Here is a 26,917-nt window from a genome sequence, read left to right as displayed (position 1 = left end):
AAACAGCCGTGCTCAACCTTCCGCCCCGCATCAGTTCCAGACTCAACAGCAGCCAGTTCGCCAATTTGCATACGTTTCTGGTTGCCGCACGCCATCTGAGCTTCGCCCGCGCCGCAGAGGAACTGTGCCTGACCGCCAGCGCCGTCAGCCACCGTATCAGCCGGCTGGAAACAGCCCTGAACATGAAGCTGTTCCAGCGCCTGACCCGCCAGGTCAGTCTGACCGACGAAGGCGAACGCATCTTCGAAATACTGCAGAACGCGATGGGCGAACTGTCCGAGGCCCTTGAACAATCGTCACAGGCAGAAATTGCCGGCTCCATTGCGCTTTATGTCCGGCCTTCGGTCGCCCAATGCTGGCTGGTGCCCAGACTGGCGGATTTCGTCGAGCGTTACCCGCTGGTCTCACTGGATCTGCGGGTGGGCAATGACAATGTCGACTTCCGTACCCGCAAAATTGATCTGGCCCTGTATTACGCCAACGGTGAATTTCCCGGCCTGACCAGTCACCGCCTGATGCACGAACGTCTGGCCCCGGTATGCAGCCCGCAATACGCGCAACGCCACGGCCTGCTGCAAAGCCCGGAGAACTTGAGACACTGCACGACCCTGCACGACTCCCTGGCCTGGGATCATGCCGCCTTCGATGCCGAGTGGACGTTGTGGGCCGAACAACACAACATGCTTGCAGCCCTGCCCAAGCGAACCCTGACCTTCGATCGCTCCGACCTGAGCGTGACCGCAGCCATGAACCACGCCGGCATCGCCATCGGCCGCCAGCAGCTGGTCCAAAAACGCGTTGATCGTGGCGAACTGGTGCTGCCCTTCGCCGACTTCAGCGTGTGCGGCCACTACGATTATTATCTGGTTCACCCCCCCCTCAGCACCCTCCCCAAGCGCTTGCTGGTGTTTATGAACTGGCTCAAAGAATGTGCGCGGCAGTCATCGCCACCACTCTGACCCACGCGCCGGGCTCGCGCATCATGGCGCCCGTCCTGAATCGAAGGACGCCGGGCCGCTGTCTGCAAGCGCCGCCACACAGCGACCCGATCCATCCCGTCAAAAACGCCCTTGCATAAACAGCGTGCCATCACGACAATGCGATCGATTACCATTTACTCACTGGTGGCATTCTCATGTCGGCGCTCGATCGCTCAGCTCTTCATCAGTTGTACAACGACCACAACAGTTGGTTGAAGGGCTGGTTGCGCGTGCGCCTGGGCAATGCTGCCGACGCCTCTGATCTGGCTCAGGATACGTTCCTGCGGGTCATGACCGCTCGTAACGCGGCCCCGATTCGCGAACCACGAGGCTACCTGTGTGCCATCGCACGTTCACTTTTGATTGATAAATCTCGCCGGCGCACCATTGAGCAGGCTTACCTTCACGCGCTGTCGCAAAGGCCGGAGCCCATGGATGTTTCACCAGAGATCCGTTTGTCGATCATCGAAATGCTGGTCTCCATCGATCGCCTGCTCGATGAACTGGGTGCCCGTACCCGGGAGATTTTCCTCGCGGTCCAGCTTGAGGGATTGACCTATGTAGCCGCGGCTGAACGGTTCGGTGTGTCGGTCACGACGGTGAAAAATCATTTGATTCGCGCCATGACCCGGTGCCTGTTGCTGGTTGATAACTGATGAGCGTTAGCCTGGACCTGAAAACACTTGAGGCTGCCGCCACGTGGTACGTGCAGCTCAATGACGGTGAACTCAGCGAAGCCAGGATCCGTGCCTGGCAAGTGTGGATGCAATCCGGTCCACAGAACGCGGCAGCCTGGGCCCGGGTCGAGAAGCTCCAGCAGCAATGGGCCCTGATACCCCGCCGGGCAGCCTTGTCCAGCCTCGGTGCAGCCAGTACGCAACGCCGCGATGTATTGAAAATACTTGGCCTGCTGCTGGCCACCGGCGCCTGTTCATGGCTGGCCGTTGAACAATTGCCCTACCGCCCGATGCTGGCTCAGCAACGCACGGGCTTGGGCGAACGTCGCTCGCTGCAACTGGAAGATGGCTCGCAACTGCAGCTGAACGCGGACACGGCGCTGGATATCCGCTTCGACGCAGAGCAACGGCTTATCCAGCTGTTGCGTGGCGAAATTCTGATCGAGACCGCCAGGGACCCCGCACGGCGTCCATTCATCGTGGATACCGGCGAAGGGCGCGTGCGGGCACTTGGCACCCGGTTCAGCGTCCGCCAATTGGCCGGGCGCACGCGAGTCGGGGTGCTGCAAGCCGCGGTGCAGGTCTGTGCAAACCGGCATCCCGATCGGGTCGTGCGGCTGGAGGCAGGCCAGCAAGTCTCGTTTGACCGCGATGCGGTGCATGACATTCACCTTTTACCCGCCGGCTCGACCGCGTGGGTACAAGGCATGCTGAGTGTCGACAACTGGCGCCTGGGCGACTTTATCGAGGAGCTGGACCGCTATCGGCCGGGTGTTGTGCGCTGTGCGCCAGGGGTACAGAACTTGAACATATCAGGCGCTTTTCGTCTCGATGACACGCAAACAGTGCTGGATAACCTGAGCAAAACCCTGCCGGTGAAGGTTCGCTACCTGACCCGCTACTGGGCAAGTATCGAACCGGCATAAGCCCGGCGACAAATGACTGGACGGTTAACCTTGCTGATTTCGATTCTCATCCGTCAATGACATAAGCCGCGATCGCAGCGAGTTTCTGACATGACAACGCAAGGATCCCCGAATGCCCCTGCTCGCCCCCAGCCCCACAACTAAAATAACCCGCGCTGTTCGCCTGGCGGTGTTTGGCGTAACCCTTGCCAGCCTGTCCGGCCTGGCGCTGGTGCCCACCCGGGTTTGTGCCCAGAGCCAGGCGACGTACCAGATCAGCGCCGGCCCGCTGGGTAGCGCCCTTACCCAATTTGGCATACAGGCGGGGGTCACGATTTCGTTCGATCCCAAACAGACCGGCCACCTCAATAGCGCCGGCCTGCAGGGCCAATACAGCGTCGATGAAGGCCTGCAACGGTTGCTCGCCAACAGCGGATTGCAAGCAGAGCGCCAGAGTAACGGAGGCTATGTGCTGGTCGCCGGCAGCCCTGAAACGGCACTGGAACTGGGGGCGACTCAAGTTTCCACCAACCAGCTGGGCACTGTTACCGAAGGCACCGGTTCTTACACGCCGGGCTACATCGCCACCGCCACCCGCATGGTGCTCAAGCCCCGGGAGACGCCGCAATCGATCAGCGTGATCACCCGTCAGCACATGGATGACTTCGCGCTCGACAATGTCGACGACGTGATGCGCCACACACCGGGCATTACCGTATCGGCCTACGACACTGACCGCACCAACTACTACTCCCGCGGTTTTTCGATCAACAACTTCCAGTACGACGGCATTCCCTCTGCCGTGCGCAACGTCGCCTATTCAGCGGGCAACACCCTGAGCGACATGGCGATCTATGACCGTATCGAGGTGCTCAAGGGCGCTTCAGGCCTGCTCAGCGGAGCAGGTTCGCTGGGTGGCACCATCAACCTGGTACGCAAGAAACCGACCAGCGATTTTCACGGCCATATCACCACGGGAGCAGGCTCCTGGAACAATTACCGCACTGAAGCGGACGTCAGTGGCCCCTTGACCGAATCCGGTAATGTGCGCGGGCGCGCAGTGGCGGCCTATCAGGACCGACAGTCGTATATCGACCGCTACTCGAATCAGAGCTCGGTGTTCTACGGCATCCTCGAAGTCGACCTGTCGCCCGACACATTGCTGACCGTGGGCGCCGACTACCAAGACAATAAACCCCAGGGTTCGACCTGGTCAGGCAGCTTTCCGCTCTACAACTATGCGGGTGAGATCAACAGTGCCAAGCGTTCCTTCAGCAACGCCACCGACTGGAGCAGCTGGCAGCAATACACCCGCACCGTCTTCGCCACCCTGGAACAGGATCTGGGCAGTGGTTGGGTAGGCAAGTTGCAGCTGGACCACAAGCTCAATGGCTACGATGCGCAGTTGGGAGCCATCCAGTTCGACCAGCCCGCGGCTGACGGCACCGCCAAAATCAACGCCCAACGTTACAAGGGCGAAACCACCAGCGACGCAGCCGATCTGTATGTCAGCGGCCCCTACGAATTTCTGGGCCGTGAGCACGAACTGGTGCTGGGCGGCTCGATCAGTACCGCGAACTGGAAAGGCAAAGGTTACTGGGACGTGACATTCGGCACGCCGAACATTGTCGATTACTTCAACTGGAACGGGCACCTGGCCAAACCTGACTGGGGCAATGCGTCGCAAATCAGCGATGACACCGTGCGCCAGACGGGCATATACGCGACCACGCGCCTTAACCTTACCGATGAGCTGAAACTCTTTGTGGGCGGGCGGGTAGTCGACTACACACTGACGGGCACCACCAACACTTACCGCGAGTCGGGGCGCCTGATTCCCTACGCCGGCCTCACCTACGACCTCACCGACTACCTGACCGCGTATGCCAGCTACACCGATGTGTTCATGCCCCAGGAGTTCTACAACCTGGACCGCCACAGCAAGATGCTTGACCCGGACCAGGGCGAGAACTATGAAGTCGGGCTCAAGAGCGAGTTTTTCGATGGCCGCCTGAATGCCAGCCTGGCGTATTTCGAGGTCAAGGAAAGCAATCGCCCCATCCCCGACGATGCCTGGAACAACCTGTCACCCACCCCGCCCAACTACGCCTTCAAGGGCACTGCCGCGAGAACCAAGGGCTACGAGCTGGAAATATCCGGAGAGCTGAGCCCTGGCTGGAGCCTGCAGGCCGGGTACACCCACAAGGTGGTGCGCGATGACAGCGGTAAAAAGATTTCGACCTTTGAACCCGAGGATCAACTGAGCTTCTACACCATCTACAAACTCAAGGGCGACCTGAACAAAGTCTCGGTGGGCGGTGGCGCACGCTGGCAGAGCACTGCCTGGCAAGAGATGTACAACAGCCCCAAGGACAGATACGAAGATTTTTCGCAGAAACCCTACTGGGTGGTGGATCTGATGACCCGTTATCAATTCACTGAAAACCTGTCGACCACCCTCAACGTCAACAACGTTTTCGACAAGTATTACTACACCAACATCGGGTTCTATAACTCTGCGATTTATGGTGAACCGCGCAACTTCATGCTGACCACGCGCTGGGACTTCTGACCCCAATGCGTCTGCAGGAGCGAGCTTGCCTTGCGACAGGTGCCAACAACAATCTGTGTGTCGTTGAGAACACCGCGAGGCACGCTCGCTCCTGCAATTTGTGGGTTGAGGAAGAAAATACGACCCATCGTTTCAAATTACACAACTATCGTATCGAATCCGGTCTCATGAACAAATTCCATATCAATATTGCCGAGTCTGATCAACCACGTACTGTTTTGCTGATAAACAATGGCACTGTAATTCTTCGGCAAAGCATTGCCCCCGCCAAGCGCGACCTTACTTATACAATCAATGGCGAATAGGTTTTTTACAACATCTGTACACGGCCCCCCAAAAAAGCAGGAAACCTTTCCTCTCGTTGTGGGGGGCTCAAGACTCGACACGCACAATAACTCACGCTGAAACTAAAACGCCCCGAACATCAGGACCTGATGTTCGGGGCGTTTCTTGTTCAGATGTCCGGCCTGTTCAGCAGACCGGTGGCATCAGAAAATGCTGATCGGGTAATCAACAAATACCCGTACTTCGTTACCGCCGACGTTGTAGTCGCTGGCGTTGTTCGACACACGCAACCACGAACCGCGCAGACGCACGCTCAGGTCCTTGACCGGGCCGCTTTGTACGACGTACTTGGCCTGGTTGAAGATTTCACGCTCGGTACCACGGCCACGGTCGGAACCGTCGTCGATGTTGGTGCCGCGCACGTAGGCGATGTTGTAGGTCAGGCCTGGAATGCCAACGGCACCGAAGTCGAAACCATAACCCAGCTGCCACGAACGTTCGTCCTTGGCGTTGAAGTCGGACCAGTAGGAGTTGGCCAGCAGGATGGTGTTGCCGCCATCGCCCACGCCGCCTGCATTGCGGTAGCCGCCATACGGGTAGCCGATTTCGCCGGTGCTGCTCTGGTAAGCCAGGGTCAGGGTGTGTGCGCCAAACGCGTAGGTGGTCGCCAGGCTCCAGATCTTGTTGTCCTGACCGTCTACTTTCAGTACGTCGCGAGCGTAGTCCTCTTTGACGTGGGTACGGTAGCCGTTGAAGTCAAACGTCAGGGACTGTTTGTCTTGCAGCGGCATGACGTAGTTAACACCCACGTACTGCTTGTTCAGCTCGTCTTCCATCTGCGAGCCGTACAGCGAAGCCGACAGGTTGTCGGTGAACTTGTAGCTACCGCCGAACACATTGATGCTTTTCAGGTCGCCGCTGTCTCGAGCGTCAGCGCTTTTACGCGATTCGGCGGTGAAACGGCCGACGTTGAGCTCAAGGCCGTTGATTTCCTTGGAGGTCAACAGTGTACCGGTGAAGCTCTCTGGCATCAGACGCGAGTTGTCGTACATCAGTACCGGCAGAGCAGGCATCTGGTCGCCATACTTGAGCACAGTGTTGGATACCCGGAACTTCACTGCAGCGCCAGCCTTGGAGATATCGTCAGCGGCTTTGCCGTCGGCACCCTGCTTGAAGAAGTCGATGCCGCCCGCGCCGCTTTTGCCACGGCCGCCATCCAGACGCAGTGCGTAAATGCCGAAGGCATCCACACCCACACCCACTGTGCCCTGGGTGAAGCCCGAGCTGAACGTGCCGAGGAAGCCCTGGCCCCATTCAGCCTTGTCCTGTTTATGGTTTTTGTAGTCACGGCTGATGTAGGCGTTGCGCGCCAGTACATTCAGGTGGCTGTCTTCTACAAAACCTTTTGCATCAGCTTGATCGTTAGCCATGGCCTGGGTAGCACTAAGTACGCCCAACGCGAGCAGGCCTATCCGTTTGTTCAACATATTATTTTCCTTATTTCTGAATACGAAGCGCGCTGTGGGTATCAAGCTGAAACATTGAGTGGTGGTTGCTTCACATAAACAAAAAAGACCCGCGCGAAGACTCGTGCGGGTCTTTCGAAAAGTTGGTGTATGGCTAGTCGCCACAGGCGTTGGCGGGAATCCTATCCGGCGTGAAGGCAAAGTGTCAATTTCGTGAAAAATTTGTTAATTGCCAAAGTTTTCCTGAAGTTTGACTAAGACGTCATCAATTACTCATCACAGCCATTCAGGCCGCAGGCGGGAGCTGAAACGTTTGAGTCGCACACAGCCACACCATCCAGCTGGCGCAACCAGTCGGCAAAGGCCCGGGGCTGGCCCAGATACTTACCTGAATCGATCACCTGATACTGACCGGACTGCTCCAGTACGAGCGTCGGGAACCCCTGAGCACCGACCCGCGCCAGCAGCGCCCGACTGTCTTTGAAGTGTGCTTGTGTCATGTCACCCCTGGCCGCAATAAAAGCCGCCTTGAATGCCTCGGCATCCAGTCCGATTTCAGCCGCCAGCTCCAGCAACAGATTTTCATCGGCAATACGCCGGCCTTCCACGTAGTGAGCCGTTTGCAGACGCCCCAACAGCTCAAGTCCACGCCCTGCCACTTGCTGCGCTGCCAATATGGCGGTGGTCGGCGGCTCTGAATCAAAAACCGCCGTGGTATCACGCAGCAAACCGTCAAAGTACGCCTCGCCAAAGGGCTGGCCAGTCAGTTCGGCAATCCGCCGATCGTGGGGCATCACGTAGTCCCGCAACTGGGCCGTCACCGGGCGGCGATGGGCACCGGTCATCATGTCGCCGCCATGGGCCACAACCGGCAAGATGCCGCGTGCAGCTTCAATCAAGGGTTTGGCGCCATAGCACCAGCCGCACAAAGGGTCGTAGATGTAATGCAAGACAGGGGTGGTGCTCACGGGTCGCTCCAAATGTTCAACAAGACAGGGCGCCAGCTTAGCTTTGGCTCACAAGGGGAAAAACGCCGGTATGGCTTTTAGTGTGTTTCGCGAATCGGGCGAATCAGATACAGCAAGGGCCTGGTGCTGGCGAAACAAATTGATACATATCTGCCGGACGGGCGAATGGCAATAATTAACATTAAGCAACAAGAACCATTACCATTCGCACCCTAAAAAATATAACCCCCGATCCCACCCGCCCGGACACTTCTCAACCATGCTCTCCCCTTGCCGCTTCACGCCTCTGAATCTGGGGCTGTGTGCCTTGCTGTACGCCGGATTTGGCACGGCTGCCACCACCCTCCCCGAGCTGTCGATTAACGCCAGCGAAGCCGAGGCCGATGACCCCCGGGTCAGAGATGTCACCACTGCCACCCGTACCTCGACCCCTGCGCGTTATGTGCCGCAAGCCATCGATTCGGTGAAAACCAGCAATGTGCTGGATTACGGAATCAATACTCTGGGCGAAGCCCTGAGCGGTATTCCCAACGTCAGCAGTACGGCTGATACCCGTTTCGACAGCCTGCGCATTCGCGGATTCGACGCCAGCAACGACTTCTATCTGGATGGTATTCGCGACGACAGCCAGTACGTTCGCGACTTGCATAACATCGAGCGCATTGAAGTGCTCAAAGGCCCGGCAGCGGTACTGTACGGGCGTGGCAGCCAGGGCGGGATCATCAACCGCGTGAGCAAGATGCCGCAATTCGGGCGTCAATCAAGCATTCAGGCCCAAGGTGGCAGCGAAGACTTGCGCAGCCTCTATGCCGACCTCAGCGCGGACCCGAGTGACACCGTCAGCCTGCGTTTGAACATGGGCAACGAAGACAAAAACAGCTTCCGTGATCACGTCAGCGGCAATCGTCAATTGTTCGCGCCATCGATGAACTGGCAGATCACCCCGGACCTGAACTGGCTGGTGCAATACGAATACAGCCGTTACAACCGCACCCCGGATCGCGGCATCCCGAGCATCAACGGCCGGCCGGCAGATGTCAGTCGCGGCACATCCTATGGCGGGCAGAATGATTTTATCGATGACAAAACCCAGAATCTGCGCTCACGCCTGAGCTATGAATTGAGCGACAACTGGCAACTTCGCCACACCTTGGGCGTGTTCAAGCTCGACAGCCAGTTCGAGAACACTTACCTGGTGGGCTACGACCCGAAAACGGACAAGGTCAATCGTCAGAGCTGGCAGCAGGACATGACCACCCGCAACCTTTTCAACAACCTCGAAATCGAAGGCGGTTTTGACACCTTTGGCCTTGAGCACCGCCTGTTGACCGGCCTGGAGATCGGCAGCCAGCGCCGTGACCCGAAGCTCTATAGTGCCAAGGACGTACCCGCAGTTGACGTCTACAACCCGGATCGAAACCTGCGCCCGAGCGGACCGATGCTGATTTCCAGCGACAACCACACCGAAGTCGAAAGCCAGGGCCTCTATGTTCAGGACCAGATTCGTCTCAACGATCAATGGCAAGTGCTGGCAGGCTTGCGCTATGACCGCTTTGAAGTCGAGTCCACCAGCAATCTCAAGGACATCACCGAAGAACGCAAAAGCCACAGCACCAGCCCGCGGCTTGGCGTGGTCTGGACACCGCTGCAAAACCATTCGTTTTACGCCTCCTGGACCAAGACCTTTTCGCCAGTGGGTGGTGGCCTGATCGGCATCACGCCGGGCGCAGCAGGGAACGCCAACGATCTGAGCCCGGAGCTGACCAAGCAGAAGGAAATCGGGGTCAAAAGCGACTGGCTGGATGATCGTTTGAGCACCACGCTGGCCGTCTACGAACTGGAACTCTACAACCGTCGGACCAAGGATCCGGATGACCCGACCATCACCCTGCTCTCGGGCCTGCAACGTTCACGGGGCATTGAGCTGACCGCCAGCGGCAAACTGGGGGGCAACTGGTACATGCGCGGTGGCATTGGCCTGCAGGATGCAACGGTGGTCAAGGACAACAACGGCTTTGAAGGCAAGCGCATCAACGGCGTAGCCAAGCACAATGGCAGCGTGTTTTTGACCTGGAAACCGGAAATGGGCTGGTACGCAGAAACAGGCCTGACCCTGGTGGGCCAGCGTTATGCGGACAACCAGAATACCGTGGTATTGCCGGGGTACGGCCGCTGGGATGCACTGGCGGGCTATCGCGAAAAGGACTGGGATGTAACCGGTGCGCTGACCAACCTCACCGACCGTTACTACTACGCCTCAGCCACCAGCGGCTCCCAGATCATGCCGGGCGAGCCCCGCAGTCTGGTGATGACCGGGACCTATAAGTTTTAAACCCTGTAGTCGCTGACGAGGCTGCGATCGGGCCTCATCCGCGGCTACAGGAGCCGTGCATCAGGCCTTGCGCGGCGCCGGTTGTTGCTGGGTCAGGCAATGGATATTGCCACCGCCCAGCAGCAATTCGCGGCCCGGCACCATCACTACTTCGTGTTGCGGGAAGAGGTTTTGCAGGATGACCTTGGCCGGCGCGTCCATCGGGTCGTCAAAGCTGGGGGCGATGATGCCGCCGTTGACGATCAGGAAGTTCACGTAAGACCCGGCCAGACGTTCTGACGGGTTGCGGTCCTGACTGCCTGCCACTTTATCCACGCCGTCGCATTCTTCCTGGGTCGCATACATCGGGCCCGGGATCGGCATTTTGTGCACGACAAAAGGGCGACCCTTGGCATCGGTACTGCTTGCCAGTACGTCCATTGCGGCGTGGCAGCGCGCATAGTTGGGGTTCTGTTCATCGTCAGTCCAGGCCAGCAACACTTCGCCCGGAGCAACGTAGCAGCAGAAGTTATCCACATGGCCGTCGGTTTCGTCGTTGAACAGACCGTCCGGCAGCCAGATGATCTTGTCCACCGCCAGATGCGAGCGCAGCACGTCTTCGATCTCTTCACGGGACAGGTGCGGGTTGCGGTTACGGTTCATCAGGCACTCGGTAGTGGTGATCAGCGTGCCTTCACCATCCACGTGGATCGAGCCGCCCTCAAGCACGAAACCTTCGGTGTGATAACGCGCACTGCGTTCGATTTCGAGGATCTTGCTACCCACCTGGCGGTCGCGGTTCCACGGGGAGTACAAACCGCCATCAAACCCGCCCCAGGCATTGAAGTCCCAGTTAACGCCGCGCACTTCACCGCTGTCATTGATGACAAAGGTTGGCCCGCTGTCACGCACCCAGGCGTCGTCGCTGGACATCTCCACCACTCGAATATTCGGCACATCGAGGTGCGCGCAAGCATTTTCGTACTGGCCGGCCGACACGCCGACGGTCACCGGCTCGAAACGCGCAATGGCCTTGGCCACGGCGACGTGTGCCGCCTGTGCCGGTTTGCCTCCCAACCGCCAGTTGTCCGGACGCTCGGGCCAGATCATCCAGGTCTGGGTTTGCGGAGCCCATTCGGCCGGCATGTGAAAACCGTCAGCGCGGGGCGAACTGTACAAAGTGGTCATCGGGATCAGGACTCCAGGGAGGCGGTATAGGGGAAATCGAACACGACTAATTCTGAAACAGTGGACACAGGGCAACCATGCGTCAACCACAGGTGCTTTTATAATCGATAAATATCGGCAATAAAACGTTTATTTAATTATTTTCAAAAACCTCGATAGGCGGTTCATCCGGGGCTTTGGCCCTCCCCTGGTCGCGCTCTGCAGGCCAATGCCACCAAGCACGTAGCCATTGCCACCCAGTTTGTGGGCGGCGCTCAGCGCCATGCCCCGTGAATGTTGCTGACCAGTGAACAGGATTAGACATAAATACCGATATAAATCGATATTCATAAATACCTCCCTTTCAGGCGCGGCCCTGCCCGCAATGACTGCTGTCAACTTATACTTGCACCACCTCGCACCTGCCCACAAGCTACGCGCCATACGTTTGAAGTCCATCTGGGAATAAGGGATATCCACATGCGCATTTTAGTCACCGGCGGCGCCGGATTTATTGGTTCGGCACTGATCCGTCATCTGATCCGGAACACTGCGCACGAAGTGCTCAACCTCGATAAGTTGACCTACGCCGGTAACCTTGAATCGCTGCAAAGCATTGCCACCGACAGCCGCTACGAATTCGTCCAGGCCGACATCGTCGACCAGGCCGCGGTCAGTGCAATCATCGAACGTTTCCAGCCCCAGGCCATCATGCACCTGGCTGCGGAGTCCCACGTTGACCGCTCCATCGACGGCCCGTCGGATTTCATCCAGACCAACATTGTCGGTACTTACAGCCTGCTGGAAGCCACCCGCGCCTACTGGCTGACCCTCCCGGAGCCGGCCAGGAGCGAATTTCGTTTCCACCATATTTCGACTGACGAAGTGTATGGCGACCTGCATGGCGTCGACGATCTGTTCACCGAAACCACGCCTTATGCGCCAAGCTCGCCGTACTCGGCCAGCAAAGCGGCCTCCGACCACCTGGTCCGCGCCTGGAACCGCACTTACGGCTTGCCGGTGTTACTGACCAACTGTTCGAACAACTACGGTCCTTTCCATTTCCCGGAAAAACTGATTCCGCTGGTCATTCTCAATGCGCTGGCCGGTAAACCGCTGCCGGTGTATGGCAACGGCCTGCAAGTGCGTGACTGGCTGTTCGTTGAAGACCACGCCCGCGCCCTGCTTAAAGTGGTGACCGAAGGTGTGGTCGGCGAGACTTACAACATCGGCGGCCACAACGAGCAAAAGAACATCGACGTGGTGCGCAGTATTTGTGCCCTGCTCGAGGAACTGGCGCCAGAGCATCCGCCAGGGGTTGCACAGTTTGCCGACCTGATTACCTTCGTGACTGACCGCCCTGGCCACGATCAGCGCTACGCCATCGATGCCAGCAAAATCGAACGTGAACTGGGCTGGGTTCCTGAAGAAACGTTCGAAACCGGCCTGCGCAAAACCGTGCAGTGGTACCTGGATAACCTGGAGTGGTGCCAGCGCGTTCAGGATGGCAGCTACCAGGGCCAGCGCCTGGGGTTCACCGAGGCCAAGGATCTGCTGGCATGAGTAACGGCGCAGCGCCCTTGAAAATCCTGATCAGCGGCAAAACCGGTCAGGTCGCCATCGAACTGCAAAAGCACCTTGCCGGTCTGGGCCAGCTGATAGTGCTGGGTCGTGACGAGCTTGATCTGAGCAAGCCCGAGCAAATCCGCGCGCAGGTTCGGGCCCACCAGCCTGACCTGATCATCAATGCGGCCGCGCACACCGCGGTGGATCTGGCCGAAAGCGAGCCTGAGCTGGCATTTGCCATCAATGGCATCGCGCCCGGAGTGTTTGCTGAAGAAGCGGCGGCCCTGGGCATTCCGCTGATTCACTACTCCACTGATTATGTGTTCGACGGCAACAAGCCTGCGCCCTACACCGAAGACGATGTTCCCAACCCGTTGGGTGTCTACGGCAAGAGCAAGCTGGCGGGCGAGCAGGCAATTGCAGCGACCGGTGCTGACTGTCTGATTTTGCGCACCAGCTGGGTGTACTCCACCCACGGCAAGAACTTCCTGCTGACCATGCAGCGCCTGCTGCAAGAAAGGCCGGAGCTGCGGGTGGTGGCGGACCAGGTCGGGGCGCCTACCTGGGCGGGCACCATTGCCCGCAGCACGCGCCTGTTGATTGAGCGCTGGCAAGCCGCAGAAGCCGGAGCATGGGGGATTTACCACCTCACGGCCCAGGGCGAAACCTCGTGGTTTGGTTTTACCCAGGCCATTGCCGAACACCTGTCAGCCCAGGGCAAGCCTTGCGCAACCCTGGAGCCGATCCCGGCCAGCGCCTATCCGACACCGGCTGCCCGGCCACAAAACTCGCGTCTTGATTGCAGCCGCCTTGAGCGCGAGTGGCACGTCGCTCAGCCCGCCTGGCAAAACGCATTACGTGAGTGCCTGGCCGCGCAGCACTGACCTGCGCAGAAACTGCTGCCAGCATCGCTGGCAAGCCAGCTCCTACAACAAAGGCCGGGTATAACTGCCCTGCGCAAACCCTGTGGGAGCTGGCGCTACAACAAAGGCTGGATTTACTGTGGGAGCTGGCTTGCCAGCGATAGCCGCAACACGGTCCGCCAGTGCACCCTCGCCGCCTGCATCGCTACAACAAAGACCGGATATAACTGCCCTGCGCAAACCCTGTGGAAGCTGGCGCTACAACAAAGGCTGGGTTTACTGTGGGAGCTGGCTTGCCAGCGATAGCGGCAACACGGTCCGCCAGTGCACCCTCGCCGTCTGCATCGCTACAACAAAGACCGGATATAACTGCCCTGCGCATACCCTGTGGGAGCTGGCGCTACAACAAAGGCTGGGTTTACTGTGGGAGCTGGTTTGCCAGCGATAGCCGCAACGCGGTCCGCCAGTGCACCCTCGCCGTCTGCATCGCTACAACAAAGGCTGGGTATACTGCGCCGTACTCTCGCGGCGCATTATTCGATGATCACGACCCCTTCAGTTCCTCGCAGACCCCGCTGGCGCAGCCTGGCCTTGCTGGCATTGTGTCTGGCGCCTTTGCTGTGGCCGCTGCAACACCTGGCCGAGCGCTATTACCGCAGTGAACTGGCCGGGCAAAATCGCCAGACCCTCGATCTCTATGTCGCCAACCTGCTGGGCACCCTGCATCGTTATGAAGTGCTGCCGCAGATCCTCGGCGAGCTGCCTGCGCTGCGTGCCGTGCTGGCAAATCCGGAGGACCCGCGGGCCCAGGCCAGGGCCAATGAGTTGCTCAATGACATCAGCACCCAGACCGGCGCGGTGGTGATGTACCTGCTGGACACCCATGGCGACACCCTGGCCACATCGAACTGGGATAAAAACGACAGTTTTATCGGCCGCAATTTCGCCTTCCGCCCCTATTTCAGCGAAGCGATGGAAGGCAAGCTGGGGCGTTTCTTCGGGCTGGGTACCACCTCCGGCAAACGCGGCTATTACTTTGCCGCACCGGTCCTGGAAGGCGATAAAAAAATCGGTGTACTGGTCGTCAAGGTCGACCTCGATCACACCGAACAGCTGTGGGGCAAGACCCCCGAACAACTGCTGATGACCGACCACAACGGTGTGGTCATTCTTACTTCGCGTCCGGAATGGCGTTTCCGCGCCACCCGCGATCTGTCACCAGAAGAGCGCGAGGCCATTTTCGCCATCCTGCCCTACCCGACCCGCGACCCGCAGCCGCTCAAACTCGACTTGAGTGCCTGGCTGGTACAGACCCAGAAAATCGACGAAACCGGCTGGAGCGTCAACATTCTTGCCCCACGCACCCTGATCGACCGGCCGGTACGCACGGCACTGGCCATCGGCGGCGCAACCTTGCTGGTGGTGATGCTGTTGATCAGTTTGATGATGCAGCGCCGGCGCCATTACCTTGAACGCATCGCCTTCGAGGGCAAGGCGCGCCGCGAGCTGGAAATGCGTGTGGCAGAACGTACCAGTGATCTCGAAGGCCTCAACCAGCGGCTGCGCAAGGAAGTGCTGGAGCGCGAACAGGCGCAACAGGAGCTGGTGCGCGCTCAGGACGATCTGGTGCAGGCGGGCAAACTGTCAGCGCTGGGTACCATGTCCGCCAGCATCAGCCACGAACTCAATCAACCGCTGGCGGCTATTCGCAGCTATGCCGAAAACGCTGAAGTGCTGCTCGATCACCAGCGCATCGAAGACGCGCGCGGCAATCTCAAACTGATCAACGAACTGACTGGCCGCATGGCGTCGATTATCGCGCACCTGCGCGCCTTCGCCCGCCGTGATCGGCATGCGCCGGAAAGCGTCGCCCTGCAACCGGCGCTGGACGATGCCCTGGCGTTACTGGCCAAGCGTCGGCGCAGCATGGAGGTGGAGCTGATTCGCGACTTGCCTGCCGCCACGCTGTGGGTCGAGGCCGGTGAAACACGTTTGCGCCAGGTGCTGGGCAACTTGCTGGCCAACGCGCTCGATGCCCTGACCGAGAAAGGTCCGCCCCGGCGTTTGTGGCTAAGTGCCCAATCCACCCCGGAAGGCGTCACCCTGTACATTCGCGACAATGGCCCGGGGTTTTGCATGGAAGCCCTGGGCCGCGCCGGTGAGCCTTTCTACACCACCAAAACCCGTACTCAGGGGCTGGGGCTGGGACTGGCCATCTGCGACACGCTGATCCGCGCGTTTGGCGGCGAGTTGTTGTTAGCCAACCACAAGGAAGGCGGTGCCTTAATTACCTTACGTCTGCGCGCAGGTGCGCCGGGCGTCAGCTTGCAAGCTTCCGAGGACTCCAGGTCATGACCCAGCCCATCGATCCCCACGTACAGATCATCCTGATCGATGATGACCCGCATCTGCGTCAGGCCCTGTATCAAACCCTGGACCTGGCGGGCCTCAAGGTCTTGCCACTGGCACAGGCCAGCGGCCTGGGTGAGCGTATCGGCCGGGACTGGCCCGGAGTGGTGGTCAGCGATATTCGCATGCCGGGCATGGACGGGCTTGAGTTACTGGCCCAACTCCACGCCCAGGACCCGGAACTTCCAGTGCTGCTGATTACCGGCCACGGCGATGTGCCGCTGGCAGTGCAGGCGATGCGTTCAGGGGCCTATGACTTCCTGGAAAAACCCTTTGCCAGCGATGCACTGCTCGACAGCGTGCGCCGGGCACTGGCCCTGCGCGCCCTGGTGCTGGACAACCGCAGCCTGCGCCTGGCCCTGAGCGATCGCCAGCAACTGAGTACCCGACTGGTGGGCCATTCACCGGCCATGTTGCGCCTGCGCGAGCAAATCGGCGCACTGGCCGCGACCAAAGCCGATGTACTGATTCTGGGCGAAACCGGTTCTGGCAAAGAAGTGGTCGCACGGGCACTGCATGATCTGTCGAGCCGGCGCAATGGACCTTTTGTGGCAATCAACGCCGGTGCACTGGCGGAGTCGGTGGTTGAAAGCGAGCTGTTCGGCCATGAACCCGGTGCGTTTACCGGTGCGCAAAAGCGTCGTATCGGCAAGTTTGAGTTTGCCAATGGCGGCACATTGTTCCTCGATGAAATCGAAAGCATGAGCCTGGACGTGCAAGTCAAACTGCTACGCATGTTGCAGGAACGGGTGGTTGAGCGCGTGGGGGGCAATCAGTTGATCCCGCTGGATATCCGGGTGATCGCCGCCACCAAGGAAGACCTGCGCCAGGCCGCTGACCAGGGCCGGTTCCGCGCCGACCTGTATTACCGGCTCAATGTCGCCCCCTTGCGCATCGCCCCCTTGCGCGAGCGCGGTGAGGACGCCTTGATGCTGTTCCAGCATTTCGCCGACGAATCCAGCAGTCGCCACGGCCTCACACCCAATGTGCTGCAGCCGGCGCAACGCGCACTGTTATTGCGTCACAACTGGCCGGGCAACGTGCGCGAACTGCAAAACGTGGCCGAACGCTTTGCCCTGGGTCTTGAGCTGGCGCTGGACGATGACTCTGCCGATGGCTCGCCCTCGTCCGCCGGTGAAGTTTCGGGAGGCTTGAGCGAGCAGGTCGAACACTTTGAAAGAAGCCTGATCGCCGCCGAACTCGAGCGCTCCCACAGTTCCATGCGCAGCCTGGCTGAAGCGCTGGGTGTACCGCGTAAAACCTTGCACGACAAACTGCGCAAACACGGGCTGAACTTCGAGAGTGGCAGTCACCCGCACACCGATGAACTTGATTGAAGAGGCCATGGCATGAATCGCGACAGTCGTTATCTGGAATCCGTCCTCCATCACGACATTCCGCTTACCCGTGAAATGGGCCTGAAGGTCATAGGCTGGCACCAGCACCAACTGCGCCTGCAGATGCCGCTGGCGGCCAACATTAACCACAAAAGCACCATGTTCGGCGGCAGCCTGTACTGCGGCGCGGTGCTTGCAGGCTGGGGCTGGCTGCACTTGAGCCTGCGCGAGGCGGGGATTGAAGACGGGCATATCGTGATTCAGGAAGGTCACATCAGCTACCCGCTGCCCGTGACCCGGGACGCTATCGTGCTATGCGATGCACCTGCCGATGCGGCCTGGAACAAGTTTCTGGCCATGTACCAACGCCATGGCCGCGCACGCCTGACCCTCGAGACCCGGGTCATCAATGCCGAGGGTGCAGAGGATGCGGTGAGGTTTAGCGGGCAGTATGTGTTGCACCGCTAAATCACTGATCCTGTAGGAGCGGGCTTGCTCGCAAGCTGGCAGAAGATCGCCGGCAAGCTCGCTCCTACAGCTTGTTTTGCGCCAGGGCCAGCAGCTGTTGGCGCCACGGCGCCCTGGCCGGCAATGCCAGAAAATGGTCATTGAGCAGCGACTCACGCGGCGGATAGCAGAACGGCTCGCCATCCAGTTGCAGCACCACCCCTCCTGCACCTTCGAGCACGCCTTGAGCCGCCGCCGTGTCCCACTGTGAAGTCGGCGCCAGACGCGGATAACAATCGGCGGCTCCCTCGGCCAGCAAGCAAAACTTCAACGAACTGCCTACGCTGGTCAGCTGCAACTCGCCCAACTGCTCGCTTAAACCCGCCAACAAGCACTCTTGCTGAGGGCTGGAATGCCGGCGACTGGCGACCACCGTTAACGGCTGGCCTGCAGGCGGGGTGTTGCGCACGCTGATGGGCGAGCTCACGCCGCCATCCTCACGCCATGCACCCATCCCTGCACCACCGTAGTAACAACGACCGCTGGTGGGCATTGAAACCACGCCGAAGACCACACGACCGTGTTCGATCAGCGCAATATTGACGGTGAATTCTTCACTGCCTGAAATAAATTCCTTGGTGCCATCCAGCGGATCAACCAGCCACCAGCGGGTCCAGCCGGCGCGCACGCTCTGTGCAATATTGGCGTCTTCTTCAGACAGTACCGGGATCTGCGGGGCCAGCGCCGTCAAGCCATCGAGCAGCACATGGTGGGCCGCCAGATCGGCAGCGGTAACCGGCGAATCATCCGCCTTGGCGGTCACGGCAACGTCGGCACGCCAGAACGGCAAGATCGCATCCCCTGCGGCATGGGCCATGGCGATGACGCCTGCAAGCAACGGGTGGGGAAAATCACTCACGGCACGAATACTCCGCGCTGGGTCAACAAATCCCGCGCCAGATACAGTGCAGCCAGAGCACGGCCTTCGCTGAATTGCGGGTTTTGCACCAGACTCGACAGCTCACGCAGATTGACCCGCTCAACCCGCATCGGCTCGGGTTCATCACCTTCCAGACGCTCTTCATAGAGGTCGGTGGCCAGCACCACCTGAATCTTCTGACTCATGTAACCCGGCGACAGCGACAGCTCGGTGAGGTGTTCCAGCTGGCGGGCGCCATAACCGGCCTCCTCCTTCAGTTCACGCTCGGCGGCGGCCAGCACATCTTCGCCCGGCTCAATCAGGCCTTTGGGCAAAGACACTTCGTACTCATCGGTACCGCCGCAGTACTCTTCAACCAGAATCGCGTGTTCGGAATCGATCATGGCCACAATCATGACCGCGCCATAGCCGTTGCCACGCCCCACCAGCCGCTCGTATGTGCGCTCGACACCATTGGAAAAGCGCAACTGCACTTCTTCGACGCGAAACAATCGGCTACTGGCAACAATTTCACGGGCAAGTACGGTGGGTTTTTGGCGCATAGCGGCTCCTCAATATGAACGGGTTACTATACCCCGGCTTTTCCGATTGTCTGTGTCGGAAGTTTTTCAACTGCGGGAGAAGTTTTGCATGACAGCGTTACCTTGGGGCGACATTGATACCGTACTGCTCGACATGGACGGCACCCTGCTCGACTTGCATTACGACAATCATTTCTGGCTGGAACACCTGCCCCAGCGCTATGCCGAGTTGCATGGCATCAGCCGGGCAATGGCCGACCTGGAGCTGACGCCGCTGTTTGAGCGCAATGCTGGCCAGTTGCAGTGGTATTGCCTGGACTTCTGGAGCACCGAGCTGAAGATCCCGGTGCGCGAACTCAAGCTCGAAACCGCCAACCTGATTGCCTTGCGGCCCGATGCCGACACCTTTCTGGCAGCGACCAGACAGGCCGGCAAGCGGGTGATCATGATCACCAACGCGCACCGCGATTCGTTGTCGTTAAAAATGGAGCGGATCGAGCTGGCGCCGTACTTCGAGCGCCTGATCAGTTCCCACGATTATGGGTTCCCCAAGGAAAGCCCGGCTTTCTGGCATGCCCTGCAAGCCGATATCGGCTTTGACCCATCCCGCAGCCTGTTTATCGATGACACCTTGCCGATCCTGCGCAGTGCCCGTGATTTTGGCGTGGCCCACTTGCTGGCGGTGAAACAGCCGGACAGCAAAAAGGGCCCGAAAGATACCGAGGAGTTTGCTGCGCTGGGGGATTACCGGGATTTGCTGCAAGGGCTTTGAGAAATTACGCCCTGTCCATGCAGGAGCGAGCTGTTAAAGGCTCGCGAGCAAGCCCGCTCCTGCAAATGAGTGACGGGGTTACTCAGGAATCCGCAGTGTCTGCCCCGGATAGATTTTGTTGACGTCTTTGAGCAGTGGCTTGTTGGCTTCAAAAATCTTGTTGTACTGGTTGGCATTGCCGTACACCCGCAGCGAAATCGCGCTGAGGGTGTCACCTTTCTCTACCACTACAAATTTGGAAGCCACAACCACCGGCCCGGTGACGGTGATCTTGTCTTCAACACTGGCTACACCGGCAATGTTGCCCGCGGCCAGAATGATTTTTTCTTTCTCTTCCTGAGTGGCCACTTCACCGCTCACCGTCACTTTGTCGCCGTCAACGGTGGCCGTAATGTTCGGGTTGCCCAGACCTACCTGTTCAACGTGTTTCTTGAGCTCTTCACTGGCATTGGCATTGCCCGGGGTCAGCAGGTCGATCAATTTCTCGCCGGCTTCTTTCACAAAGCTAAAAATACTCATGAATCACGCTCCAAGGGTTGAGATATCCAGATCCACTAGCGTAGACCATCATTGGCGAAGCAGGCTGCGAACCAGGCGCGCTAGAATCGGCCCGTGAATAGCGCGTGGAGCGACGATGGACATTAAACAGCTGAAATTCCTCATAGCCCTGGACGAAACCCGGCACTTCGGCCAGGCCGCCGCCCGCTGCCATATCACCCAGCCCACCCTGTCCATGCGCCTGCGCAGCCTTGAGCAAGAACTCGACCTGCAACTGGTCAACCGCGGCCAGCGTTTCGAGAGTTTTACCGCTCCCGGCGAGCGGGTGCTGGCCTGGGCCAGAACTGTTCTGGCCGCCTACGACGGCTTGCAGGCAGAGGCCGCTGCATGTCGCGGCAATTTGATTGGGACGTTGCGTCTGGGGGTGGTGCCGCTCTCAAGTTTTGATCCGCTGCCTTTATTACAGCGCCTGCATCAGGAGCACCCCGAACTGCGTTTTGAGCTGTCAGCCCTGAGCTCCGAGCAAATCCTTGAACAGCTGGCCAGTAACCGGCTGGACGTGGGCGTGTCCTATCTGGACCGCCTGGATCAGGAGCGCTTTGATTTTCAGGCCCTCGGGGAAACACGCATGGGGCTGCTTTACGACCAGCGGCACTTCAACTTCGGCGAGCAACCCCTGAGCTGGGAGGCACTGATTGAATTGCCCCTTGGCCTGCTGAGCAGCGGTATGCACTTTCGCCAGTCCATCGATCACAACTTCCATAGTCGTGGCCTCACGCCCCGGCCCATCCTGCAAACCGATGCCGTTCATCAACTGTTGCAGGCCGTACACGGCGGTTTTTGTTGCGCGGTAATGCCGCTGGAGGGCGGGCTTGAAGCTCTGACCGACAACCTGCGCCTGCACCCGATTCAGGACGCCAATACCTTGTCCCGTCTTGGCCTGATCATGCGCCGGGCCGCCCCCCGTTCGGCGCTGGCCGAGGCCTGCTTCGGGATGTACCAACAATCAGCCAAGCCTTCTTGATCGACGCCATCTATCAATAGATAAGGACTAGCGATTAGACGTGACACTGTGTCGCGCCTAGGCTTGTACTGACCCAAATGTCGGTACTGCCCTATGAACGCCAAGCGCCCCCAGTGCGCGGCACCCGCCTCTGTGACTCCCGCTGCCAGCCAGAACTACCACTACGTCACGCTGGACCACAGCAGCGGCGCTGAAACCGCACTGGCCGAAGAAGTTGCCCTGGCCATCGCCTATAACGGCATCAGCCAGGCAGTGATGCTGGTCACGCCCACTGACCTTGAAGACTTCATCGTCGGCTTCAGCCTGGGCAGCGGAATCATTAAAGACGCCAGCGAAATCTACGACCTCAAGCTCACCGGCGCAGGCCCGGCCCAATACGCACAGGTCGAAATCGCCAGTCGGGCGTTCTGGAATCTCAAGCAGCAGCGCCGGCAACTGGCGGGCACCAGCGGCTGCGGGCTGTGTGGGGTGGAAGCGGTGGAACAAGCCCTGCCCGAGCTCAACGTACTTGCAGGGGCGCCCTTGCCGCCCGCCCAATGGCTTGAGGGTTTGCGCCAGCGCATCAGTGAATTCCAGCCGCTGGGCCAACACTGCGGTGCGGTCCACGCAGCTGTTTATATGGACGCGCGGGGTGAGTTGCTGATGGGTCGCGAGGACATCGGCCGACACAACGCCCTCGACAAATTGATCGGCGCACTGGTACGCCAGAACATCGACTTCAGCGGCGGTGCGGCAATAGTTACCAGCCGTTGCAGCCTTGAACTGATTCAAAAAGTGTTGCGCGCCGGTATCCAGACCCTGATCAGCCTGTCCTCGCCTACCGGCCTGGCGCTGCAATGGGCCCGACGCCACAACCTCAACCTCATTCATCTGCCACAAAAAAGCGCACCACGGGTGTACAGCCCGGCGCAGGAGAGTCAAGCGTGAGCACTCATCATCAAGCCGACCAGACCCCTACCCCACGCTACAAGCCCTACAAAGGCCCGGCAGGTGGCTGGGGCGCGCTGATCAGTGTGGCGCAGGCCTGGCTGACCAGCGACAACGCGCTGAAAAACCTGCGCATGATGCTCAAGACCAACCAGAACGGCGGTTTCGACTGTCCGGGTTGTGCATGGGGCGACTCGCCGGAAAGCGGCCTGGTCAAGTTCTGCGAGAACGGCGCCAAGGCGGTGAACTGGGAAGCCACCAAGCGCCGGGTGGATGCCCCGTTCTTCGCCAAACACAGCGTAACGGCCTTGCTCGAGCAGAGCGATTACTGGCTGGAATACCAGGGTCGTCTGACCGAGCCGATGGCTTACAACGCTGAGACCGACCACTACACGCCCATCAGCTGGGACGCTGCGTTCGCATTGATCGCCAGGCACTTGCTGAATCTCTCCAGCCCCAATCAGGCCGAGTTCTACACCTCGGGCCGGGCCAGCAATGAAGCGGCGTATTTGTATCAACTGTTCGTGCGCGCGTTCGGCACCAACAACTTCCCGGACTGCTCGAACATGTGCCACGAGGCCAGCGGCGTAGCCCTGGCGCAAAGTATCGGGGTGGGCAAAGGTACAGTGACGTTCGACGACTTCGAGCACGCAGACGCTATATTCGTGCTCGGGCAGAATCCGGGCACCAACCACCCGCGCATGCTCGAGCCATTGCGTGAAGCGGTTAAACGCGGTGCCCAGGTGGTCTGTGTCAACCCGCTCAAGGAGCGCGGTCTGGAGCGTTTTCAACATCCGCAGCATCCACTGGAAATGCTCACCAACGGCGACCGGCCAACCAACACCGCCTACCTGCGCCCTGCACTGGGCGGTGATATGGCGCTGTTGCGCGGTATGGCCAAGTTTCTGCTGCAATGGGAGCGCGATGCCCAGGCGGCCGACCAGCCTGCCGTGTTTGATCACGCTTTTCTGAATGAACATACCGATGGCGTGCTCGACTACATCGCCAGCCTGGATGCCACCTCGTGGGATCACATCGTCGAGCAATCGGGCCTGACCCTGGTCGACGTCGAACGTGCTGCGCGCATGTACCTCAAGGGCAAAAACGTAATCATGTGCTGGGCAATGGGTATCACTCAGCACCGGCATTCGGTGCAGACGATCCAGGAAATCGCCAACCTGATGTTGCTGCGCGGCAATATCGGTCGCCCGGGTGCCGGGCTGTGTCCGGTACGTGGCCACAGTAACGTGCAGGGCGACCGCACCATGGGCATCAACGAGCGCCCGCCGGTGGCTTTCCTTGACTCCCTGGAGCGTCGCTTCAAGTTCAAGGTACCCCGTGACAATGGCCACAACGTGGTCGAAGCCATTCACGCCATGCTCGAAGGACGCGCCAAGGTGTTTATCGGGCTGGGCGGCAACTTTGCCCAGGCCACCCCGGACAGCCCGCGCACCGCCGAGGCGCTGCGCAATTGCGACCTGACGGTGCAGATCAGCACCAAGCTCAACCGCAGCCATCTGATGCACGGCAAGCAAGCGCTGATTTTGCCGTGCCTGGGCCGTACCGATATCGACATCCAGGCTGAAGGCCCCCAGGCGGTCACAGTGGAAGACTCATTCAGCATGGTCCACGACTCCAATGGCCAGTTGCAGCCATTGTCGAATCAGATGCGCTCGGAACCTTCGATCATTGCCGGTATCGCTGCCGCCACCCTGGGCACCCATCCGGTTGACTGGAACTGGGTGGTGGCCGACTACAGACGCATTCGGGAGCTGATTGCCGACACCATCCCCGGCTTCAAAGATTTCAACACCCGGATTCAGCACCCGGGCGGCTTCTACCTTGGCAACTCTGCCGGGGCGCGGCAGTGGAATACCCCAACCCGGCGCGCCAACTTCCGGCCTAACGTGCTGCCCCAGGATCTGGTGGATGCCCGCACCCGTGCGACCGGGAAACTGCCTGACCTGATCCTGCAATCAATGCGCTCCCACGATCAGTACAACACCACCATTTATGGTCTGGATGACCGCTATCGCGGGGTTAAAGGTCAGCGTGACGTTCTGTTCGTCAACGAAGCCGACATCATCCGCCTGGGCTTCAAGCCGGGGCAGAAAGTCGACATCGTGTCGATCTGGAACGACGACCGTGAGCGCCGGGTCAAAAACTTCACGCTGCTGGCTTTCGATATACCCGCAGGTCAGGCTGCCGCCTACTACCCCGAGGTCAATCCGCTGGTGCCGCTTGAAAGCACGGGGGATGGCAGCCATACGCCGACTTCCAAGTTCGTGGCCATATGCCTTGAAGCAGCGAGCCCGTCGAAGCTGATCATGGCCAGGACGGGTTAACCCGTACGGAATCTGCAAAGCTGGATTGCTCGCCCCTGCAGAGCGGCTGAGGAATTCCAGGCACAAAAAAGGCCGTTTCCTGTGAAAACGGCCTATGCCAACTAATTAAAAGACCCTCGAAAACCCATTAAGTTCCCGATAAAAAACAACAAGTTATATAATTGTGTACAACTCGTGTTACTGGTCGGAATTCGATTGTCACCACTCCCCGGCAGCCTCAGGATCGCGTCGTCATCCCTTTGAGGCTCACTTATGAAGCTCACCTCGATTCTCTTGTTGTCCCTTGGCCTGGTCAGTGGCGTAGCCGCGGCCGGTGGCACCACCGAAGCCGGTGTAGGCGGCGCATTAGGCGGGGTACTCGGTGCCGTAGTCGGTCAACAACTCGGCGGCTCGACCGGATCAGCGATTGGTGCTGGCGTCGGCGGCGCAGCGGGTAGTGCCGTAGGCGCCGACAAACGCAGCCGTGGCGAAGCGGCCATTGGCGGCGCCCTCGGCGCAGCTGGCGGCAACGTACTGGGCCGCAGTGTCGGCGGCAGCACTGGCGGCCTGGTCGGTGCAGCGGCTGGCGGCGGCGCCGGTGGCGCGCTGGGTAACTACATGGGCAATAAAAGCGACGCCGATGATCGCCGCTACAACAGCCGCGATAACCGCCGTTACTACCGTGACGACAACCGTGGTCGCGGCCATGCCTATGGCCATCGCAAGAAAAACAAGCATCGTCATCATTGATCGACCGCTTGAGAACGGGAGCCGCAAGGCTCCCGTTTTTCGTTTCGGTTCAGCCCTCTCCCGCAAAATTGTTTCAATGCATTACGCCCGCCTGTTTACCCCCAATCATGCAACCTGCATGACCGTCCATTTCGTTAAAACTTCTAACTAATTGAAAAATATGAAACTGCTGCCAAATATTTAATTGGCATATCCCCTGCAATCTCTTGAATGAACGCTGCACTTCCTTCCATTCTGGAGCACAACAACAATGATCGGGACAACTGAGCACTATCCCGCTGCCCTGCAAGACTCTTCTGGCCACTCAGGTGTTTCCTGGGCCGCCATTTTTGCCGGCGCAGCAGCAGCTGCCGCACTCTCCTTGCTACTCATCATGCTGGGTGCCGGCCTGGGCTTCTCGGCGGTTTCACCCTGGGCGAATGAGGGAGTGGGAGCAAAAGGTCTGGGCATTACTGCCATCATATGGCTGGCTGTGACGCAGATCATCGCCTCAGGTATGGGCGGCTATCTGGCAGGCCGGCTGCGGGTCAAATGGGCCAACATGCATGGCGATGAGGTGTACTTTCGCGATACAGCCCACGGCTTTTTGGCCTGGGCAGTAGCCACGCTGGTTACCGCCATGTTAATCGCCAGCTCGGTCAGCAGCGTGATTGGCAGCGGCGTTCAGGCCGGAGCCAGCGTTGCCTCGGGCGCCGCCACCGCCATGAGCAGTGCCGCCGGCAGCGCTGCAGGCAGCAACGCCAGCCACGGTTCGGGCAATAGCTCGGACTATTTCATCGACACGCTGTTTCGCGATGATCGTGGCACCGCCGTCAGCGAAGACGCGGCCCATGGTGTGGTGACCCGCATCTTTGTCCGCAGTCTGGGCAACGACGGCCAACTGAGTGCAGAGGACCGTACTTACCTGGCACAAATTGTCGCCCAGCGTACCAACCTCAGCCAACCTGAAGCCGAACAACGGGTTGACCAGGTCTATGCCAAGGCCCATCAAGCAGTTGCAGACGCCAAAGTAAAAGCCAAGGAAGCAGCAGACACGGCTGCCAAAGTAGCGGCCTGGACCACCCTGTGGATGTTTATCAGCCTGTTGCTCGGTGCGTTCTTCGCCAGCCTGTGCGCCACCTTTGGCGGCCGTCGCCGCGATGCAGTGACGTATCTGACCACTACCACCACACCCCTTGTTTAACCCCGGACCTTTTGCTTACTGGAGA

The 26,917-nt window shown here is 59.4% G+C and carries 24 protein-coding genes; 17 read left to right on the top strand and 7 right to left on the bottom strand.

The genetic code is table 11. From position 1 onward, the window contains the following. Positions 1-8 precede the first annotated feature (8 nt). From dsdC to EQV90_RS00510, 5 genes are all read left to right on the top strand, one after another. On the top strand, positions 9-959 hold the full coding sequence (gene dsdC / locus EQV90_RS00530) for a DNA-binding transcriptional regulator DsdC (RefSeq protein WP_161720285.1): 951 nt from the start codon (positions 9-11) through the stop codon (positions 957-959). A 176-nt stretch (positions 960-1,135) separates the two neighbouring features. Continuing rightward, positions 1,136-1,636, top strand: coding sequence for a sigma-70 family RNA polymerase sigma factor (locus EQV90_RS00525; protein WP_003438428.1), 501 nt, complete (start codon positions 1,136-1,138; stop codon positions 1,634-1,636). Then, complete coding sequence (locus EQV90_RS00520) at positions 1,636-2,583, top strand: FecR domain-containing protein (RefSeq protein WP_161720281.1); 948 nt, start codon at positions 1,636-1,638, stop codon at positions 2,581-2,583. Before EQV90_RS00525 ends, EQV90_RS00520 begins: the two co-directional genes overlap by 1 nt. A 112-nt stretch (positions 2,584-2,695) precedes the next feature. Beyond that, positions 2,696-5,134: a TonB-dependent siderophore receptor gene (locus EQV90_RS00515; protein ID WP_003438425.1), complete on the top strand. Its 2,439-nt coding sequence runs from the start codon at positions 2,696-2,698 to the stop codon at positions 5,132-5,134. 5 nt (positions 5,135-5,139) lie between these two features. Further along, positions 5,140-5,439 (top strand): TagA domain-containing protein, encoded by a 300-nt coding sequence (locus EQV90_RS00510; protein WP_240877623.1) that lies wholly within the window; start codon positions 5,140-5,142, stop codon positions 5,437-5,439. Between the two features lie 183 nt (positions 5,440-5,622). On the opposite strand, the gene EQV90_RS00505 is transcribed toward EQV90_RS00510, so the two are convergent. Both EQV90_RS00505 and EQV90_RS00500 read right to left on the bottom strand, forming a co-directional pair. Next, on the bottom strand, positions 5,623-6,906 hold the full coding sequence (locus tag EQV90_RS00505; RefSeq protein WP_010656855.1) for an OprD family porin: 1,284 nt from the start codon (positions 6,904-6,906) through the stop codon (positions 5,623-5,625). 248 nt (positions 6,907-7,154) lie between these two features. Further along, the gene (locus EQV90_RS00500; RefSeq protein ID WP_240877622.1) at positions 7,155-7,853 is read right to left on the bottom strand and encodes a DsbA family protein; all 699 of its coding nucleotides are present in this window, start codon (positions 7,851-7,853) and stop codon (positions 7,155-7,157) included. 259 nt (positions 7,854-8,112) lie between these two features. On the opposite strand from EQV90_RS00500, the gene EQV90_RS00495 reads away from it, so the two are divergent. Next, entirely contained in the window at positions 8,113-10,185 is a 2,073-nt protein-coding gene (locus EQV90_RS00495) for a TonB-dependent siderophore receptor (protein ID WP_003438412.1), read from the top strand. 60 nt (positions 10,186-10,245) lie between these two features. Here the strand turns inward: EQV90_RS00495 and aguA are convergent, their stop codons facing one another. After that, positions 10,246-11,352, bottom strand: a complete 1,107-nt coding sequence (gene aguA, locus EQV90_RS00490) for an agmatine deiminase (RefSeq protein WP_240877621.1) — start codon at positions 11,350-11,352, stop codon at positions 10,246-10,248. Positions 11,353-11,481: 129 nt separating this feature from the next. Further along, positions 11,482-11,682 (bottom strand): hypothetical protein, encoded by a 201-nt coding sequence (locus EQV90_RS00485; protein ID WP_240877620.1) that lies wholly within the window; start codon positions 11,680-11,682, stop codon positions 11,482-11,484. 129 nt (positions 11,683-11,811) lie between these two features. On the opposite strand from EQV90_RS00485, the gene rfbB reads away from it, so the two are divergent. The 5 genes from rfbB (at position 11,812) to EQV90_RS00460 (ending at position 17,974) form a co-directional block, all read left to right on the top strand. Then, positions 11,812-12,894 carry a dTDP-glucose 4,6-dehydratase gene (gene rfbB, locus EQV90_RS00480; RefSeq protein ID WP_010656858.1) on the top strand — a complete coding sequence of 361 codons (1,083 nt, stop codon included), beginning with the start codon at positions 11,812-11,814 and terminating at the stop codon, positions 12,892-12,894. A gap of 17 nt (positions 12,895-12,911) precedes the next feature. Continuing rightward, positions 12,912-13,781, top strand: coding sequence for a dTDP-4-dehydrorhamnose reductase (gene rfbD / locus EQV90_RS00475; RefSeq protein ID WP_003438405.1), 870 nt, complete (start codon positions 12,912-12,914; stop codon positions 13,779-13,781). A gap of 519 nt (positions 13,782-14,300) precedes the next feature. Continuing rightward, complete coding sequence (locus EQV90_RS00470) at positions 14,301-16,115, top strand: sensor histidine kinase (RefSeq protein ID WP_240877619.1); 1,815 nt, start codon at positions 14,301-14,303, stop codon at positions 16,113-16,115. Continuing rightward, a complete protein-coding gene (locus tag EQV90_RS00465) occupies positions 16,112-17,506 on the top strand; it encodes a sigma-54 dependent transcriptional regulator (RefSeq protein ID WP_240877618.1) in 1,395 nt (464 codons plus the stop codon). Before EQV90_RS00470 ends, EQV90_RS00465 begins: the two co-directional genes overlap by 4 nt. Positions 17,507-17,518: 12 nt before the next feature. After that, the gene (locus EQV90_RS00460; protein WP_010656861.1) at positions 17,519-17,974 is read left to right on the top strand and encodes a YiiD C-terminal domain-containing protein; all 456 of its coding nucleotides are present in this window, start codon (positions 17,519-17,521) and stop codon (positions 17,972-17,974) included. A 64-nt stretch (positions 17,975-18,038) separates the two neighbouring features. On the opposite strand, the gene cysQ is transcribed toward EQV90_RS00460, so the two are convergent. Beyond that, positions 18,039-18,872: a 3'(2'),5'-bisphosphate nucleotidase CysQ gene (cysQ, locus tag EQV90_RS00455; RefSeq protein ID WP_346769527.1), complete on the bottom strand. Its 834-nt coding sequence runs from the start codon at positions 18,870-18,872 to the stop codon at positions 18,039-18,041. Beyond that, positions 18,869-19,435 (bottom strand): ADP compounds hydrolase NudE, encoded by a 567-nt coding sequence (gene nudE, locus EQV90_RS00450; RefSeq protein ID WP_003438392.1) that lies wholly within the window; start codon positions 19,433-19,435, stop codon positions 18,869-18,871. The genes cysQ and nudE overlap by 4 nt, the downstream gene beginning before the upstream one ends. 88 nt (positions 19,436-19,523) lie before the next feature. Here nudE and yrfG point away from each other — a divergent pair, with 88 nt between their 5' ends. Then, complete coding sequence (gene yrfG, locus EQV90_RS00445) at positions 19,524-20,186, top strand: GMP/IMP nucleotidase (RefSeq protein WP_003438390.1); 663 nt, start codon at positions 19,524-19,526, stop codon at positions 20,184-20,186. Positions 20,187-20,264: 78 nt separating this feature from the next. On the opposite strand, the gene lysM is transcribed toward yrfG, so the two are convergent. Next, positions 20,265-20,705 (bottom strand): peptidoglycan-binding protein LysM, encoded by a 441-nt coding sequence (lysM, locus tag EQV90_RS00440; RefSeq protein WP_003438388.1) that lies wholly within the window; start codon positions 20,703-20,705, stop codon positions 20,265-20,267. Between the two features lie 115 nt (positions 20,706-20,820). Between lysM and EQV90_RS00435 the strand changes: the two genes are divergently transcribed. The 5 genes from EQV90_RS00435 to EQV90_RS00415 all read left to right on the top strand — a co-directional run bounded on the left by EQV90_RS00435 (position 20,821) and on the right by EQV90_RS00415 (position 26,892). Beyond that, positions 20,821-21,708: a LysR family transcriptional regulator gene (locus tag EQV90_RS00435; RefSeq protein WP_003438386.1), complete on the top strand. Its 888-nt coding sequence runs from the start codon at positions 20,821-20,823 to the stop codon at positions 21,706-21,708. Between the two features lie 93 nt (positions 21,709-21,801). Then, positions 21,802-22,635 (top strand): formate dehydrogenase accessory sulfurtransferase FdhD, encoded by an 834-nt coding sequence (fdhD, locus tag EQV90_RS00430; RefSeq protein WP_003438382.1) that lies wholly within the window; start codon positions 21,802-21,804, stop codon positions 22,633-22,635. Then, on the top strand, positions 22,632-24,980 hold the full coding sequence (locus EQV90_RS00425; protein ID WP_240877617.1) for an FdhF/YdeP family oxidoreductase: 2,349 nt from the start codon (positions 22,632-22,634) through the stop codon (positions 24,978-24,980). Before fdhD ends, EQV90_RS00425 begins: the two co-directional genes overlap by 4 nt. 252 nt (positions 24,981-25,232) lie before the next feature. Continuing rightward, positions 25,233-25,709, top strand: coding sequence for a glycine zipper domain-containing protein (locus EQV90_RS00420; RefSeq protein WP_240877616.1), 477 nt, complete (start codon positions 25,233-25,235; stop codon positions 25,707-25,709). A 250-nt stretch (positions 25,710-25,959) separates the two neighbouring features. Beyond that, positions 25,960-26,892 (top strand): hypothetical protein, encoded by a 933-nt coding sequence (locus EQV90_RS00415; protein WP_010656864.1) that lies wholly within the window; start codon positions 25,960-25,962, stop codon positions 26,890-26,892. Positions 26,893-26,917 lie beyond the last annotated feature (25 nt).

The sequence above is a fragment of the Pseudomonas sp. TMW22089 genome, from assembly GCF_022496645.1.
In the GTDB taxonomy this organism is placed as follows: domain Bacteria; phylum Pseudomonadota; class Gammaproteobacteria; order Pseudomonadales; family Pseudomonadaceae; genus Aquipseudomonas; species Aquipseudomonas paraversuta.
This window is presented reverse-complemented; position numbering and strand designations above follow the sequence as displayed.

What these genes read in the sequence shown, in the direction of transcription:
- EQV90_RS00525 (WP_003438428.1), top strand. Translation starts at nt 1,136, where the DNA reads ATGTCGGCGCTCGATCGCTCAGCTCTTCATCAGTTGTACAACGACCAC.
- EQV90_RS00520 (WP_161720281.1), top strand. Translation starts at nt 1,636, where the DNA reads ATGAGCGTTAGCCTGGACCTGAAAACACTTGAGGCTGCCGCCACGTGG.
- EQV90_RS00515 (WP_003438425.1), top strand. Translation starts at nt 2,696, where the DNA reads ATGCCCCTGCTCGCCCCCAGCCCCACAACTAAAATAACCCGCGCTGTT.
- EQV90_RS00510 (WP_240877623.1), top strand. Translation starts at nt 5,140, where the DNA reads ATGCGTCTGCAGGAGCGAGCTTGCCTTGCGACAGGTGCCAACAACAAT.
- EQV90_RS00505 (WP_010656855.1), bottom strand. Translation starts at nt 6,906, where the DNA reads ATGTTGAACAAACGGATAGGCCTGCTCGCGTTGGGCGTACTTAGTGCT.
- EQV90_RS00495 (WP_003438412.1), top strand. Translation starts at nt 8,113, where the DNA reads ATGCTCTCCCCTTGCCGCTTCACGCCTCTGAATCTGGGGCTGTGTGCC.
- aguA (WP_240877621.1), bottom strand. Translation starts at nt 11,352, where the DNA reads ATGACCACTTTGTACAGTTCGCCCCGCGCTGACGGTTTTCACATGCCG.
- EQV90_RS00485 (WP_240877620.1), bottom strand. Translation starts at nt 11,682, where the DNA reads ATGAATATCGATTTATATCGGTATTTATGTCTAATCCTGTTCACTGGT.
- rfbB (WP_010656858.1), top strand. Translation starts at nt 11,812, where the DNA reads ATGCGCATTTTAGTCACCGGCGGCGCCGGATTTATTGGTTCGGCACTG.
- EQV90_RS00470 (WP_240877619.1), top strand. Translation starts at nt 14,301, where the DNA reads ATGATCACGACCCCTTCAGTTCCTCGCAGACCCCGCTGGCGCAGCCTG.
- EQV90_RS00465 (WP_240877618.1), top strand. Translation starts at nt 16,112, where the DNA reads ATGACCCAGCCCATCGATCCCCACGTACAGATCATCCTGATCGATGAT.
- EQV90_RS00460 (WP_010656861.1), top strand. Translation starts at nt 17,519, where the DNA reads ATGAATCGCGACAGTCGTTATCTGGAATCCGTCCTCCATCACGACATT.
- nudE (WP_003438392.1), bottom strand. Translation starts at nt 19,435, where the DNA reads ATGCGCCAAAAACCCACCGTACTTGCCCGTGAAATTGTTGCCAGTAGC.
- yrfG (WP_003438390.1), top strand. Translation starts at nt 19,524, where the DNA reads ATGACAGCGTTACCTTGGGGCGACATTGATACCGTACTGCTCGACATG.
- lysM (WP_003438388.1), bottom strand. Translation starts at nt 20,705, where the DNA reads ATGAGTATTTTTAGCTTTGTGAAAGAAGCCGGCGAGAAATTGATCGAC.
- EQV90_RS00435 (WP_003438386.1), top strand. Translation starts at nt 20,821, where the DNA reads ATGGACATTAAACAGCTGAAATTCCTCATAGCCCTGGACGAAACCCGG.
- fdhD (WP_003438382.1), top strand. Translation starts at nt 21,802, where the DNA reads ATGAACGCCAAGCGCCCCCAGTGCGCGGCACCCGCCTCTGTGACTCCC.
- EQV90_RS00420 (WP_240877616.1), top strand. Translation starts at nt 25,233, where the DNA reads ATGAAGCTCACCTCGATTCTCTTGTTGTCCCTTGGCCTGGTCAGTGGC.
- EQV90_RS00415 (WP_010656864.1), top strand. Translation starts at nt 25,960, where the DNA reads ATGATCGGGACAACTGAGCACTATCCCGCTGCCCTGCAAGACTCTTCT.